This is a genomic window from Pseudomonadota bacterium, from assembly GCA_026388315.1.
Lineage (GTDB): Bacteria > Desulfobacterota > Syntrophorhabdia > Syntrophorhabdales > Syntrophorhabdaceae > MWEV01.
Genome location: JAPLKA010000021.1, coordinates 13,571 through 28,476, shown reverse-complemented (window position 1 = coordinate 28,476; position 14,906 = coordinate 13,571). Strand labels below are relative to the sequence as shown.

18 protein-coding genes are annotated in these 14,906 nt (G+C 45.0%); 16 read left to right on the top strand and 2 right to left on the bottom strand.

Translation table 11 applies throughout. The annotated features are described in order from the left end of the window. The first annotated feature begins 91 nt into the window (after positions 1–91). From NTX75_01730 to NTX75_01675, 12 genes are all read left to right on the top strand, one after another. Positions 92–1,684, top strand: coding sequence for a bifunctional DNA primase/polymerase (locus NTX75_01730; protein MCX5814950.1), 1,593 nt, complete (start codon positions 92–94; stop codon positions 1,682–1,684). 443 nt (positions 1,685–2,127) lie between these two features. Next, positions 2,128–2,370, top strand: coding sequence for a hypothetical protein (locus NTX75_01725; GenBank protein MCX5814949.1), 243 nt, complete (start codon positions 2,128–2,130; stop codon positions 2,368–2,370). Between the two features lie 329 nt (positions 2,371–2,699). Continuing rightward, entirely contained in the window at positions 2,700–3,155 is a 456-nt protein-coding gene (ssb, locus tag NTX75_01720; protein ID MCX5814948.1) for a single-stranded DNA-binding protein, read from the top strand. A 107-nt stretch (positions 3,156–3,262) separates the two neighbouring features. Next, the gene (locus NTX75_01715) at positions 3,263–3,976 is read left to right on the top strand and encodes a hypothetical protein (protein ID MCX5814947.1); all 714 of its coding nucleotides are present in this window, start codon (positions 3,263–3,265) and stop codon (positions 3,974–3,976) included. Positions 3,977–4,003: 27 nt separating this feature from the next. Next, a complete protein-coding gene (locus tag NTX75_01710) occupies positions 4,004–4,705 on the top strand; it encodes a hypothetical protein (GenBank protein ID MCX5814946.1) in 702 nt (233 codons plus the stop codon). A 490-nt stretch (positions 4,706–5,195) separates the two neighbouring features. Further along, positions 5,196–7,361, top strand: a complete 2,166-nt coding sequence (locus NTX75_01705; protein MCX5814945.1) for a DEAD/DEAH box helicase — start codon at positions 5,196–5,198, stop codon at positions 7,359–7,361. 46 nt (positions 7,362–7,407) lie between these two features. Continuing rightward, positions 7,408–8,412: a DUF6094 domain-containing protein gene (locus tag NTX75_01700; GenBank protein MCX5814944.1), complete on the top strand. Its 1,005-nt coding sequence runs from the start codon at positions 7,408–7,410 to the stop codon at positions 8,410–8,412. 17 nt (positions 8,413–8,429) lie between these two features. After that, the gene (locus NTX75_01695) at positions 8,430–8,687 is read left to right on the top strand and encodes a hypothetical protein (GenBank protein MCX5814943.1); all 258 of its coding nucleotides are present in this window, start codon (positions 8,430–8,432) and stop codon (positions 8,685–8,687) included. Continuing rightward, on the top strand, positions 8,681–9,256 hold the full coding sequence (locus NTX75_01690) for a hypothetical protein (protein ID MCX5814942.1): 576 nt from the start codon (positions 8,681–8,683) through the stop codon (positions 9,254–9,256). The genes NTX75_01695 and NTX75_01690 overlap by 7 nt, the downstream gene beginning before the upstream one ends. A gap of 39 nt (positions 9,257–9,295) precedes the next feature. Then, positions 9,296–9,541 carry a hypothetical protein gene (locus NTX75_01685; GenBank protein ID MCX5814941.1) on the top strand — a complete coding sequence of 82 codons (246 nt, stop codon included), beginning with the start codon at positions 9,296–9,298 and terminating at the stop codon, positions 9,539–9,541. Continuing rightward, the gene (locus tag NTX75_01680; protein MCX5814940.1) at positions 9,531–9,932 is read left to right on the top strand and encodes a hypothetical protein; all 402 of its coding nucleotides are present in this window, start codon (positions 9,531–9,533) and stop codon (positions 9,930–9,932) included. The genes NTX75_01685 and NTX75_01680 overlap by 11 nt, the downstream gene beginning before the upstream one ends. A 15-nt stretch (positions 9,933–9,947) precedes the next feature. Beyond that, complete coding sequence (locus NTX75_01675; GenBank protein ID MCX5814939.1) at positions 9,948–10,499, top strand: hypothetical protein; 552 nt, start codon at positions 9,948–9,950, stop codon at positions 10,497–10,499. A gap of 133 nt (positions 10,500–10,632) precedes the next feature. Here NTX75_01675 and NTX75_01670 read toward each other — a convergent pair whose 3' ends face one another. After that, on the bottom strand, positions 10,633–10,959 hold the full coding sequence (locus tag NTX75_01670; protein MCX5814938.1) for a type II toxin-antitoxin system HicB family antitoxin: 327 nt from the start codon (positions 10,957–10,959) through the stop codon (positions 10,633–10,635). After that, positions 10,943–11,203, bottom strand: coding sequence for a toxin HicA (locus tag NTX75_01665; GenBank protein ID MCX5814937.1), 261 nt, complete (start codon positions 11,201–11,203; stop codon positions 10,943–10,945). The genes NTX75_01670 and NTX75_01665 overlap by 17 nt, the downstream gene beginning before the upstream one ends. A 75-nt stretch (positions 11,204–11,278) precedes the next feature. On the opposite strand from NTX75_01665, the gene NTX75_01660 reads away from it, so the two are divergent. Genes NTX75_01660 through NTX75_01645 form a run of 4 tightly spaced genes read left to right on the top strand, consistent with a single transcriptional unit; the run spans position 11,279 to position 14,894 of the window. Further along, positions 11,279–12,112, top strand: a complete 834-nt coding sequence (locus tag NTX75_01660; GenBank protein MCX5814936.1) for a lytic transglycosylase domain-containing protein — start codon at positions 11,279–11,281, stop codon at positions 12,110–12,112. Between the two features lie 38 nt (positions 12,113–12,150). Then, entirely contained in the window at positions 12,151–13,398 is a 1,248-nt protein-coding gene (locus NTX75_01655; protein ID MCX5814935.1) for a TraB/VirB10 family protein, read from the top strand. 15 nt (positions 13,399–13,413) lie between these two features. Next, a complete protein-coding gene (locus NTX75_01650; GenBank protein ID MCX5814934.1) occupies positions 13,414–14,154 on the top strand; it encodes a DsbC family protein in 741 nt (246 codons plus the stop codon). After that, entirely contained in the window at positions 14,151–14,894 is a 744-nt protein-coding gene (locus NTX75_01645) for a TraV family lipoprotein (protein ID MCX5814933.1), read from the top strand. The genes NTX75_01650 and NTX75_01645 overlap by 4 nt, the downstream gene beginning before the upstream one ends. Positions 14,895–14,906 lie beyond the last annotated feature (12 nt).

Here is a 14,906-nt window from a genome sequence, read left to right as displayed (position 1 = left end):
AGACCTCCTGGATGTAGTTTACTCTCCCTATATTACTTCCGTAATACTCAATGTGTGCATCATTCCGAAAAAAACAGGGGAGGGATCATTCATGAATTCTGCAGCTATAGTCGATGACAAATCCGGGAACAGCACGTTATTCTACGCCTTGTGGTATTTGAATCAAGGATTTTCAATAATCCCCGTAAAAGGGTCTCACTATTCGAAAGGTGTTGTCATAGATGAACGACTGAAAGATACAAAGGCTCCGCTCGTCAAATGGAGCGAATATCAGCAAAGACACCCGACCGAAAATGAGATAAGAGAATGGTTTTCAAAATGGCCGATGGCGAATATTGCAATCGTCACGGGAAAAATATCAAACCTGCTTGTCGTTGACTTCGATTCAACAGAGGCGGTCATGTGGGCGAAAAACAAAGGATATCTCAATACTGCTGTTGTCAGGACCGCCCGGGGCGCTCACGCCTACTATCGTTATCCAGTGAAGGGTTACGTCAAGAACTCCGTTAATGGTGACAATAAAATAGACATCAGAGCGGACGGAGGCTATGTCGTCGCCCCGCCGAGTGTGCATCTGACAGGGATGCAGTATACATGGGAGTCCGTTGATGCGCCCATAACTCCATTGCCTGATATATTCGTATCACAAGAGCAAAATAAAAAAGTTATCGATTTGAAACAGCTCTACAAGGGAGTCAACAAGGGAAGCAGGAACAATACGCTTGCCCGGTTATGCGGAAGTTGGGTCAATGATAGGCTGGACTACGAGGAATGTATGGAAATGGCAGAGGTATGGAATCAGAAGAACGATCCGCCTCTGCCCGCTAAAGAGGTGGAACGAACTGTAAAAAGCATACTTTACCGGCACAGCCTTAACGATGTGACGGTACAGAGGATGTACCACGAAAAAAACCTGTTGCGGTTTCCCATTTTTACTCACAGCAGAACGAGAATACACAAGGTGGAGGAAATATCTGTCGTGCAGGAGTTCGGCAAGGAGTCTAGTAAATGGGTAGTAATCCCCTCGAAGATGGGATTGCCCGGACCTTTTGACGAGGCTGTGTTTATGGCTGTCAATATGGTGCTGTCCGGAATGCCGAAGCCAATTTCGAATCCGGTTGAGGTAGGCGGATTGAGAGATATAGCGCGAATGATCAATTTAAACCACAGTTCGGGTAAGGTATCCAAGATGATAAAAGAATCACTGCTGAGAATAAAGTCCCTGACAATTGTCACAGAGAAAACTTTCTACGATGCGGAAAAAAGAAAGTTTATCACAGATTCGTTTGGTATTTTTGACAGGATCATTTTTTCAGGGCAAAAAGCTGATGACGAAGAGAGGGTATATACCACAAAAATATGGCTAAACCTGGTATTCCTGAAGAATATAAACGCTGGTTTTGCCAGTAGTTTAAACTACAGTACGTACATCTCTCTTAATAACGGTCTTGCGAGAGGGATATACAGATGCCTGTCGCCGGTGCTTGCTATGTCAGATAATCTCAAGGTAAATATATCATATACGCAACTTGCTCAGCGTTTACAGATAAGAGAAGAAAACGGTCCGGCAAGAGTCAGACAACAGCTCTTGGAAGCTCATAAGGAACTCCAGGAGAAGGTCTTCTCAAGGATTAGCATTACTCAAACATCGTCAGGCAAGGTAATAGTAGTGTACTTCAGATAAAATTCTCCATCATCCTCCTTCAATCCCCCTCTCAAAAAGGGGATTTTTTTGCAACTAAATCTTACAAAAAAATCCTGTAGAAAATAAATGCCATTGTACCATCCATATCACAAAAATAATCTTCTACCCGGGGGAAGGTTAACCATCACTCGTTTTTTACATGGGGGGTGCGCACCTGTGGGGAACGAAAAAGGTCTTTTAAGTAATTATATCAACTGGTTACAAGACCCCCCGGCGCGCACCTGTGGGGAAAAAAAGAGGTCTTTTAAGCAATGATATCAGCTGGTTACAGTACACGTGTATTATACCATATAGGAGAGTACCTTAGGGCAGTTGGGGGTTCAAATTTTCACTTTTGCGGTGGGAAGTTCTTTTAACCAAAACACGTTGCGTTAATACATATACAAATACATTCTCTAAAAATATCTGTTCAAGGAGTAGGTGTGAATAAAAACAAGCAAGAACTAAATTATAGAAAAAGCGTCATAGAGGCTGAAAATTCAAGATTTCGTCGCTGTAAATTCTGCAAGCACCGGCAATTATTAGAGCTCCGGGGCATCGATGGCTACCCCTTGGGTCACGGATATCGATGCCCCGCCATCGGACTGGAAATGAGCAGAAGATACGTGGTTGAGGCAGATCACGTATGCGACGAATGGGAAAAATACGCCAGGCGGCAAAGGTGAACGGTAAATATCGGGATAGGGCTTAGAGTTTGGTCGATGGCCGTGAACACAATAAGCAGACATGGGGGAAAGACGGGTCAACTAAACAGGGAAGCAGAAATTGCGTTGGAATGTTCAATGGGACCGAAAATTTAAAAAAAAGGAGGTTTAAGGATGATATTAAAATGTAATTGTGAACACGAATTTCAAGACAAAAGGTATGGCAAGGGCAACCGGCTATGTAACCTGATGGTAAAAGGCACTTTTAGATGTACTGTATGTGGAAAAGTACTGGGAACAGCAAAATCAACCGCTGAAGTACAAGCAAAAAATAATAAGGAGGATTAATCATGGCATCAGTAAATCGTGTAACTTTAATAGGCCGCGTCGGAAAGGATCCTGAATTAAGGTACACAGCCGACGGCACAGCCGTCGCAACGTTCAGCTTGGCAACGTCGGAGTCATGGAAAGACAAAAGCGGAACGAAGCACGAACGAACAGAATGGCATGACATTCATGTATGGCGTAAGCTCGCCGAGATAGTTGGCGAATATGTCAGGAAAGGGCGCATGATCTACGTTGAAGGCAAGATAGAATCTCGCGGATACGACGGGAAGGACGGTTCTAAAAGGAGACAGTTTTCAATCGTTGCAAACAATGTGATCATGCTTCCCTCGGGAGATAAAAAGACTTCTGAAACAGGAAGTAGTGATAAAAAAACAGGTTTCAAAAAAGAAGTAAACAAGGCTGCAAACATAAGCGCCGACGAATTTTTCCCGGAATTCGATGATGATATTGAAATGTAATCTCCAGGAATTCGATGAATAAAAAATAATAGAGGTGCATTTGTGGCCCGGGTCTGTTGATGACGTCATAAATGGGTCGGAAAAATATCTGCCTGTGAGAAGAATAATTGATTAATGCTATTGAATATAAAATAGGCTACCTTGCTGCTTTTATCATTCTGAAGTCGATGCCGGACTATGACTCATATCTTACAAAAATATTGAACTCTGAAGTATTGGCTCTTCTCCCTAAAAAGTATGCCCGGAAAGAATTCAAGATTGGAGAAACGGGAATGGCCTCCATATACGGCATCAACGGTGCGCGGGTAACACTCACCCAGAGGTCTCCGCAATATGTACGAAGGATACTCGAGTATCTGCTGTCTGACATTTGTATAAATCAGGGAATATTAATCAAAAGATCATCTATCATAATCGGGAGGTATATTAAGGTAGCTATTGATACGTCGGATAACCATATCAGCACCAGCTACGAATTATACGATATGCTCAAGCAATATACTGAGGACATAAGGTTTGAGAATTACTTTGGCGAGAAGTTGTCGTTCGTAAAATATTCAAATGACATCAAAGAATTTGTCGTCAATGCGTTATGCCCGCCGGGAAATCTGGAATCGATCGAAGTAGTAACGAGCTTCGACGACGGCAAAGAAGTACATGTTATCGTAGACAACAGATGCCTCGGCCTGTTCATCGGGAAGAAGGGGTTGAACATAACATTGGCATCCAAGCTATGTTACAACGTGAAGATAGAGATAAAGGGAATCAGTCAGGAAGTAATAGAACAATACAGATCAAGGAATCAGTCAGGAAGTAATTGAACAATATAAAAAAGGAGGAAATAAAATATGGAGCAAACGGCAATAGAGACACAAAAAAATGAAGAACAGGAAAGGCTGTTAAGACAGCAAAAACGGTTTGAAAGAAAACTGAGCGATGCGCTCGAACCGGACAGCATATTTATTATACCTGTGGGAGGCCGTATGGGGATTGAGCTTGTCATCAACCTTACCGGTCTGGACAGGGAATTAAATAAACTGAAAAGGCAGGTTGCGTTCCGAATCAAATACGAAGATGCCGTCGAAGTATTCAAAGAACTGGATGATACGGTACATAAACTGTGGGAAAGCATCAAGTCGAATGTCCCGAGCCTGCATTCGTTCAAGCCTGAAAAATGGAGGGAAGTGAACGACTCAAAAGAGAAGAAATTATTGCTCGCTAACAGGAAAATTTCAATGTGCCTGGTTCCGCGTGATGAGAAAATCGGTCAACTGGCTGCGGGCATAAAAGTGCTCAATGAGAAAATATTTGAACTACAGTCGATATCCAGCTACGAAGAGGTTAAAAAGCTCGCGGCGATACATAACGAAGTGAACACGGCCATGCTGGATATAAACAAAAAGATACAGAAGTTAATCAATGGTCCTCAAGCTCCAGGCGAGAAAGGTCCTCAAACATCAGGCGAGAAAGCTACACAAGCTCCAGAAGAGGAGAAAGGTCCGCAAGTATCAAGAGAGAAAAATTTGCCATTCCCTAATGCAAAGAAGTAATATAAAATAGTTATTAAGTATTACGTATACCCTCACACACGACCCCTTAGCAGTTGGAAGGGGTCACCCCTTATCATGCATCTGTTGCCTCCTTTAAAACTTGTAAAATATGCATTTTTTGAAAATCTGACCATACCTGTCTGTAAAATAGTAAAATCCAAAATTTACAAGTTTTAGTCATTTTTAAAACCTTATCGGAAAATTAATCTTGTCCAATAATTTGTAGACAATTTTGTAGACACCCCATTTTAGGGGTTAGCTTTTCGGAATCATTGAGGCATGTGTGAATATAAAACTGGGTACTCAAACATCAGGAGAGAAAAACAATGCAAAGAAGTAATATAAGTAAAATAGTCATCAGTAGATCTCTCGAAAACGTCATTAAGTGAAACTTACCATAATCCCCTCACACACGACCCCTTAGTAGTTTTAAGGGGTCACCCCTTATAAACACATAAGATTCAAAAAACATCAAAAAAAGGAGGAATCCATGAACCTGAAGGATTTCGTGGAGAAATACCACAATAAGCTCGTTGAAAGGCTGGAACAGGATTTAAGGCCTGTATACCAGCCGGACCGCACCGCTGCACCATCGCCAAAAATTGTTTCTCTCCTCAGAAAACCATTCCCGGTACAGACAGAAATCATAAAAGGCATGGCCAAGGCTATGTTCGACCTTGGCAGGAGAAAGCTGTTTGTCTGCGGGGAGATGGGAACCGGCAAAACAACGATTGCGAATTCTATCGTGCATATGTCGCCAAAACCCCTTCGTGTTCTCGTTGTATCGCCACCGCATCTTGTTGAGAAATGGAAAAGAGAAATAGCATTAACAGTCCCATGGGCGACGATAGTTGACCTTGCGGTAAAAGAAGCGATCACAAAACTGCAACGGCTGCGGCACGCATTACCCCCGGAAGCTTTTGAGTTCTGGGTGATCTCGAAAGAGAGAGCCAAGCTGTCTTATCGCTGGAGACCTGCGTACCTCTTAAAAAAGAATCATGAATGGCCTTTTTGCCCATCGTGTGGAAAAATGGCGGTGGACAAGGAAGGCGAACCGTTGGAGATTCGTCAACTTGAGAAAAAACAATGCAAGTGCCACAATTGCGATTCACCGCTCTGGCAAGCCGACAGAAGCCTTAAAAGATATGCACCCGCTGAATATATCAAGCGATATCTAAAGGGAAAATTTGATATGGTGATCCTGGACGAGATCCACGAGTACAAGGCGGGAGACTCATTGCAGGGACACGCGATGGGGATGCTTGTATCCTGCTCGAAATACTTTCTGGGATTAACCGGAACATTAAACGGCGGGTATGCAGACGACTTATTCTATCTGCTGTATCGTCTCAGTCCGGGACACCTTAAAACCTTCGGCTACCAGGGAGTTGAGAACTGGCAAAGAAATTACGGTGTTCTCGAAGAAGTGGAAACGCTTGATGACGAGTCACACACATTCGGTCGCCAAAATAAAAGAAACAAAATCATAAGAAAGAGACCAGGTGTTTCGCCTGAGGTTGTCGGGAAGTATTTTCTCGATAAATCCTGCTTTATCAGGCTCGCTGACGTTGTCGAAAGTCTACCTCCATACGACGAGTATGTTGTGACGATGCCGATGAGTCATCAGCAGTTGGAATATGGGATATTGGAAACTGATATGGCTGCAGCAGTGCGACGCAACGGGCGAAGGGCAATGGCAGGGATGCTCCAATCATTGTTATGTTATCCTGATTCCTGCGTGGTTTATCCCGAAGAGGTTCCCATAAGAGACCGCTACGGCGAGGTATGCGAGGTCGTTACTGCGCCCATGGTTGAGATCGGAAGCGACCTTCTGCCGAAAGAGAAGGAACTTCTGAGGATTATCACTGAGGAGAGAAAAAAGAAAAGAAAAGTGCTGGTGTATCTCGTATTCACCGGCAAACGTGATATCAGGAAGAGGCTCATAAAAATCATTGAGAAAAAGGGATACCGTGCAGGCATCCTTCCTGAATCCATCGAACCCAAAAAGAGGGAGAAGTGGATCAACGATAACGCATGCGATTACGATGTGCTGATTACAAACCCTGAACTGGTGAAAGTTGGTTTAGACCTCGTGCAGTTCCCTACCATCGTTTTTTTCGAGGTCGGGTATAACATCTTTACACTACGGCAAGCTGCACGAAGGTCGTGGCGCATCGGACAGAAAGAGCCTGTGAATGTCTATTACCTCTGTTACTCCGGTACAATGCAGGAAGCCGCTCTTTGTTTGACGGCTAAAAAAACGGAGGTTGCCTTTATGATTGAGGGCGACATGCCGGAAGGGTTAGCGCAATACAACATTGGCGGTGGCTCCATAATAGAGGAACTGACAAACGCCCTTGTTGAAGGAAAACCGTTCACAGGCGCCGAAGCGGTGTGGAGTCAGATGAGGAAAAGAGAAATCGAGGCTTCGCTTGAGATAGGCAACAAGGAGACCAGTTTTACGGAACTTACCACAGGAAAGAAGGGTGAAACAACTGCAGAAAAGAAGCGTGAAACAACTACTGTCAACGATGATGTTGTTATCAACGTGTCGGTGATGCAGAAAGGCAAGAGAAAAATGTCGAGGTTGTCTGTCAGATATGGCGACCTTGAAAAAGAACTAAAGGGCAAAATGGTTCAGTTCGAACTGTTCTGATCCCTTCTATCTATAAATCAAAACCAATAAATACGGAGGCTCAAAAATGGCAAGGTTAGCGTCCCAAATAAAAATGGGGTACTACAAGACCCCGCCCGATACACTAAGATGGCTCAAAGAGAAGGTACGGATTAACAACAATGCCATACTCCTTGACCCATGTTGCGGAGAGGGTGAGGCAATCGCAAGTATGGCTCTCATTGAGAGAGATAACCCTCCCTGGAAGTACCGGGCAGGAGAACAATTATGTCCTATGTACGGCATTGAGCTTGACAATAACAGGGAGCGGGCATCCGATGCCCGCGGTATCAAAACTCTCTGCGGGAGCATTTACGATTCGGTCGTCAGACCGGCAGAATGCTTTTCGCTTCTCTGGCTCAACCCCCCGTACGAATATGAGAAGGGAGAACGGATGGAATATCTGTTCCTCCAAAAAGCTCACAACTGGCTCAGGTCGGGAGGGCTTCTTATATATCTCGTACCTGAACATATCCTTCAGAACCCGAAGGTGGTGCGCTTTATAACACGAAGGTACACCGACATAAGGGTGTACAGGTTCACGCGGGACGAATATCCCGTTTTCAAGCAGGTCGCACTATTCGGCGTGAAGGCAGAGAAAGAAAGCGAAGGCAGTGCTTTCCCGACGGAATATCCTTTCATAGAGGATACCGAAGGTGATTATCGTTACACAATCCCATCCGGAAAAGAACCGACAGTATTCGAACTCAAAGGGATGACAGAGGAAGAGATCGTCTTGCTCAGAGATGATTCCATAAAAGACATAACAAACGCTCTCCAGGGTACGGAGGATGAAATCAGCAGGGTTCTGTCACCGATCTTTCCTTTGAAGAAAGGTCATCTCGTCTCGCTTTTGATGAGCGGGGTCCTAAACGGGAGGCTGACAGAGGATGTCATCTTTAAATGCTTCACGCGAAGAGACAGGACGGAGCACGAAATAGAAGAAGACGGCAAGAACAAAAAAATAACGCTCGATACCTATGTATCAGGCATCAGGGTCGTTGAGCGCGGAAGATGGTACGACGTTGTGTGAAAAACAGGAGGTTCACGATGTTGAAATTAACATACAAAGAATTAACAATCGAAGCAATCACAGAACAATATCCGGAAAGCCCCCTGTTTTGCCCGAAGAGACATCGCGGAACAAGAAATACAAGAAGACGGCAGGAACAAAGTGAATGGGACTTGACCGAAGACGTTGTCTTCGAAAAAATAACGCTCGATAGGATTGTTGAGCGCGGAAGATGTTACGACAATAATTCACGAATACCCATGTTGTGTGAAAAAAAAGGAGATTCACGATGTTGAAATTAACGTACAAAGGATTAACAATCGAAGTAATCACAGACCAATATCCGGAAAGCCCCCGTGAATCGGACAACCTCGGCAAAATGGTCTGCTGGCACAGGCGGCACCGCCTGGGCGACAACCATGAATTTGGCACACCGGGAGAGTTCCGGGCGTTTTTGACGGAAACAAAGGCAAAGACCGTTGTGCTCCCGGTATACCTGTATGATCACAGTGGTTTAACTTTAGCCACTCACCCGTTTAACTGCCACTGGGATTCCGGTCAGGTAGGGTGGATATATGCCACATACTCCGACATACGGAACTATTTCGGGGTAAGGAAGGTTGACGGAGAAATCCTGGCGAAGGCAAAAGCCGCTTTGGCAGGGGAGGTTGAGGAATATAGCTCTTACTTGAGCGGCGACGTGTATGGATACCACGTAAAGGACGAGAACGAAGTAATCGAATCCTGTTACGGGTATATCGGCGGGTACGATGCAGCGATAGCTGATGCAAAATCAGCGGCAAGAAGTATCACGAGATACCAGGTAAAAAATCTGAGGGGCGTTCGCTCCTTCACCCACGCGTAAGCAAGAAACAATAAAATCGAATAAAAAGGAGGAAAAGGTATGGCAAAGAAAATGCCTCCTAAACGGTACTACGATTGCGTGAGATATGCATCCTGCCTCAAAAGGGCAGCCATCAGGGACGAAGCTGCACTCTACTGCGATGATTGTTCACGCTACAAAAAATCGTCAGCAGTAACAAAAATACTAAAATCTGAAAACGGGGTCGTAAAAGACGAAAACCGTTGGTATGTGTCATTCGATACTATAGCGGCCTCGTTCGGAAAGAGAGGGGTATATGCCAAATAACACAGCATTAAAAGAAAACGGGATTAAATATTTCAGTCCGGATGGTTTTTACGGCACCGAATCCTACCATAGGGTAACATTGACGCCGCGCCTGCTCGCAACCGACGGAGCGGTGTATGTATTCCGGGAATTGGAATGCTTCTGGCTTGCCGATGTCATCGGGAGCTATCTGAAGAGGCTCGACAGTTTTTGTGAAGAGTTCAAAGAGTGGTTTTTTGTAGTGAAGTTTCACATTAGTGAAAATAAAGCCGGTATAGTGGAAATTGAGGACGGGAACTACAACTCCATTCTGACCCAGAAAATACCGCTTACCGATTTAACGGAAAACCTTAAATTCTATCTGACAAAAGAGGGCAACGGATACATCTGTTTGCTCCCGAGCGAATATTAATAAAAGGGGGCGTGAATGTTATCTACAGCTGAGCAAATTGAAATAACTGAAGAACAAACTAAAACCATCATCGCGGTGGAGTATCAGGGGATTAAAACTGTCATGGACATGTACCTGTGTGCCCCATCCTGTGGCGGTGGCAACTACGAACCCGTGTTTCTTTCCATGTGGGGTTCGGAGATACAGTGCCGCGGCATCTTTGCGGCGCTGGCACAGTTTTGTACCGTGACGGTGGGAGATAAGGCGATCAGCAGAAGATGGTCGAACAAACTCCGGTACAGGAGTAAAAAAATCGGCTACGGGAAGTACCACGCAGTTACCTGGGAAGAATCACTTAATGAAAAAGCTGTGGTATTTTTCAGACCGGAGGAAGAAGACTCCGCATGGGAAAAGTTTTTTAAGAAGAGGTTGATTCCTGTGGCGAGTGAATGGATACCCGACCTTGTGCAAATTCTCATAGAAAAAGAAATGGTGACGATTCTTACGGGACTGAACGCATACGGCTACATCCTTGATACAAAGGATGATAACGTATGCGATCTGATTGTCGAGAACATTCATAGATAAAAAAGGAGGTGATATGACAAGGGAGACTACGGCAAGCCAGTAGGATAAGGTGATGATAGACCCATCAAAAAGCCACTAACTTTAAAAGGTTAGTGGCTTTTTTTATGCAGAAGATAATTTATGTAGAAAAAGTTTACGAAAGTCTTGAACTAACGAGGCGGTTCAGACTGATGCCTTCCTCTGTTGCTTGAATAACGAGTTTTTGGTGGATATGTGGAGGAACCCGCACCATGAACTTGCCGCTATATTTTTTGCAGGCAATTGGTTCAGGGATGATTTCTCCTTCTTTCTCCATATCTATTAAAACATCTTCGACCAGTTTGCGTATTCCTTTGAGGGCAGCTTCGGGGCTCCCGGCGAGCCAGCTCAAACTGGGGAATTCTGTGCACAGGCCTACATATTCCTTGTCATTTTCAGACCAGGTTACTCTATATGTATAATGATCATTTTTTATAGCCACGATCTACCTCCAGTTTTTTTATTGCCAATAATACCTGTCTTACCTGATAGTCTTTTGCTTTTCCTTTTTTATTCTGTATGTTAATCCTGGGATCACCTTCCCATGGGGTTTTGTAAATTCTGTGGCTGCTGCCGCCCTGTCGGTGCTTGCCGAAATAATATTCACACACCCTGCACAGATCGGCGAAACGGACATTATCCGGGCTTGCCGCCATCTGAGAAACAATATCGTCTATTTTGCCCATGCGTTACTTATAATAGTATCACTAATGGTACTAATGTCAAGCTCTTTTTTGCCGAAAACAAAAAGTAATATTCCTATGATGAAATGGTTCAATCACAAACTAATCACAGGGTTTTTGGTTCATTCGGTAACAGGAGACATTCCCGGGGCGGTCGTTTCAGCCGCGGGGAGTGTATATCCCGATGCGGTGGAGTTCGGATATTCACCTTCCAGGCATAGGAAGCTCTCTCACTGGTGGGTCATATATGGCGTAGCCCTGTTTGCGGTGTATGCAATCCTGAAATATCGTTTCTGGGGCGTATGCGATTTAACGTTGGCAATAAAAAACCTGTCCGGTGGAACTGATGTATTTTTCACCGTGATATTCTATTTTCTCATAGGCTGCATGTTGCATATCGTCCAGGATGCGCTATGCGGACGTGTACCGCTTTTTAATCCCTTTAAAAAATCATTTGGCGCAAGATTGTTCAGGGTTGGCTCCTTCGCGGAATATGCAATCACCGCTGTCATCATTATCATTTTAGTCTTTATACCTCTCAAGGGGTATGCGTTCTGCTTCGAAGAGGCAGGAGAGAAATATAGTATAAATCCCTTGCTGCTGTGGTCTATCGCAAAGGTAGAAAGCAACTTTTACACGCATGCAATCAACAGGAACACAAACGGGACATTTGACTACGGTGTCATGCAGATCAACTCAAGCTGGTACAAAACAATCGGACACGACAGGTGGATGGAACTATCGGATCCCTGTACCAATGTGATGACGGGTGCGTGGATACTGAAACAGTGCATGGACAGGTACGGGTGCACGTGGGATGCGGTCGGATGTTACAACTCCGGGAATAAGGTCCTGGGGAGAAAATATGCGTGGAAGGTGTACCAGGTGATACAGGCATCCGAGAGTAAGTAATATATCTTAAAACATAGTTTTTAAAAAGGCAGACAAAAATGGAAATGTTAAAAAATTTAACCATCAAGCAGAAACAGAGGATTAAGATACTGGTTATCTTAGGGGCGGTGCTGCTCGTTATTATCGTGGGTGTGTCATTCACAGGCAAAAGAAACGCGGCGGTAAAAGAGTCGGCAAAAAAAGACAGGAAATACTCCGTGCTGTCGGAGAAGGTGGAAAAGGACCTCTGGATAGCCGCGGAAGGACAAAACATCAAAGCCCTTGAAAAATCGAATGAGGAATTAAGGGCGGAGATGACTAAACTGCGGCAGCAAATGGATCAGACAAAAAAAACAGAAAAATCAGAAACACATGCGGTAAAAAAGGAAAAGGCTCAAACCCCGGGCGTTCCGCCGGTACCTCCGCCTTCAACGAAAAAAACGGACAAACAGGATATGCATGTTCCAGGTAAGTCTCCCGGTAAGGGCGGCAGCGAAAAGCAGCTTGATAAATCAGGTGGCTCAAGTGGCTCAATCCGTACATGGGAGAACAAGGAAAACAGCGAATCAAAACAGGATAAAAAAACAAAACGGGATGATTCCGTGTGGATACCGACGGGAAGCATCACGAAAGCCGTCATTCTTTCGGGAATGGACGTTCCTACTTCGCTTGCCGCGAAGTCAGAACCGTACCCCACTCTCATGATGCTGTCTGATCTTTCGTTGTTGCCGAACCGTTTCAGGATGGATTTAAAGGAATGTTTCATTATCGGGGCCGGTTACGGAAACATGGTCGAGGAAAGGGCGTACATAAGGACTGAGACCCTTTCCTGTATTAAGAATGACGGTACGCCGTGGGAGGTGTCTCTCAAGGGGCAGGTCATGGGGGAAGACGGCAAACTGGGGATGAGGGGCAAGGTGATAACCAAACAGGGCAGGCAGATTGCCATGTCAATCATCACCGGTATACTCTCGGGTTTGGGGACTGCCTTACAGCCACAAACGGCAATGAGCTACGTAAATGTAACAAAACAGGACGGGAAGATGACGACACTTATGCCCGATCTCGGAGATGTTGCGTTAGGAGCGGGGCTTTCCGGTACAGGAAGCGCCCTCGCCAGGGTATCGGATTATTACCTGAAACTGGCGGAACAAATATATCCGGTCATAGAGATAGATCCCGGCAGGGAGGTAGAAATAGTAATAATAAAAGGCGGAAAGCTGACTCCTCAGGAAAATAAGGGCAAACATCAGGAGACCGCGGATGCATCCCAGGCTAAAAAAGTAAAGACGTCAAACGTAAAATAAAAGGAGAGACAAAAAATGATAAACCGGATGAATCGAACGGCAGCGGCAGTTCTCATAGCAGTTATGGTGCTTGTGTCGGGTTCCATATCTTATGCAGCGGATATCGGTGTGGCTCCCGGTATACAAAAACCGGAAAACGACATATCAATCCCGGGCTTTACCATTAAAAGCATCATCTACAACAACGAACTGGGACTGTACGAAGTGGCAGCGTCAGGTAACATCATCTTCTATCTCACAAAAGACAAGAAATATGCGGTCATGGGCAACATCTTCGAGGTAGACGGGATGAAAAACGTTACCGAACAGAGAAGACAGGAAGCGTTCAAGATCAATTTCAAAGACATTCCCTTAGAAAATGCCATAAAGATGTCGGAAGGCAAATCGAAGATAGCGGTTTTCACCACGTCAGATTGCCCCTGGTGCAAGAAACTGTCAGGGGAACTCAAAAAACTGACCGATGTATCGGTGTACCTCCTGATTACTCCGTTTTTCGGTGATAAACGGAACGATCAGGCCGTATGGTGCGCTCGAAGCGTTGACACGCTCGAAAAGATATATAAAGGAGAACAGGTCACAACCAAAGGGAACTGCAACGCAAAACCCCTCGAAGCAAACATAGAATTCGCGAAAAAGAATGGTATCACCGGACTGCCAACGATAGTGTTCGAGGACGGCTCCAGTATCGTAGGTTACGTACCGGCTGAGAAGATAAAAGATAAGCTGGCAAAGATTGCACAGGAGACGGTAAAGTGAGAAAAATCAAAGCATTCTTCGCCGCATCGGCAGTATTGTTTGCCCTTATTGCAACCGGTTGTTCATCGGCGCAGTTTTCGTGCCCTGCACCTGAGTCGGGCATTAAATGTAAATCTGTTACGGATATTTACCAGCGGGCTATCGATGGGGAAATAGGATTAAAGAGGACAAAGCATGCAAAGGACGAAAAGGATGCGGGTTCCGGCACAGATTCCCCGGCGGTAAGTATTACAAAGAAACTTGAACAGGACAGGCAGATACCTCTCCGTATCCCCTCGAAGATTGTGAGAATCTGGATAGCGCCCTGGGAGGATGACGAAGGTGATCTCAATCAGGGGGGCTACGTGTTCTCAGAGATATCGGATCCGAGAAACAGGTGGATTATCGGTGAAAAATCACCTGCCAACAAACAGATGATGAAGTTTTTCTCCGGGCAGGTACCCACAAAAACCTTCGGAGCTTCTCTGGTGAAAGAAGGCGCATCAACACCCGGGAATAAGAAATCGGCAGCAATAAAGGACAAAAAGGACAAGACAGTTCAGAAGAAATCAGCAACGGGCAAGCAACCACCGTTTACTGTGCGTTCTCTTGCTGCCGGACAGCCCAGCGCTGACAGGCAGAGCGTTGTAGAGAGTGACAGAGAAGATACCTCCGTAGAAGCTGAGAAAACATCACCGGAACCTGCCGCCGGTTGTCAGAATGATGCCTGCAAAATCCAAGAAGAAGTAATACCGGAATGACATGTACGGAGT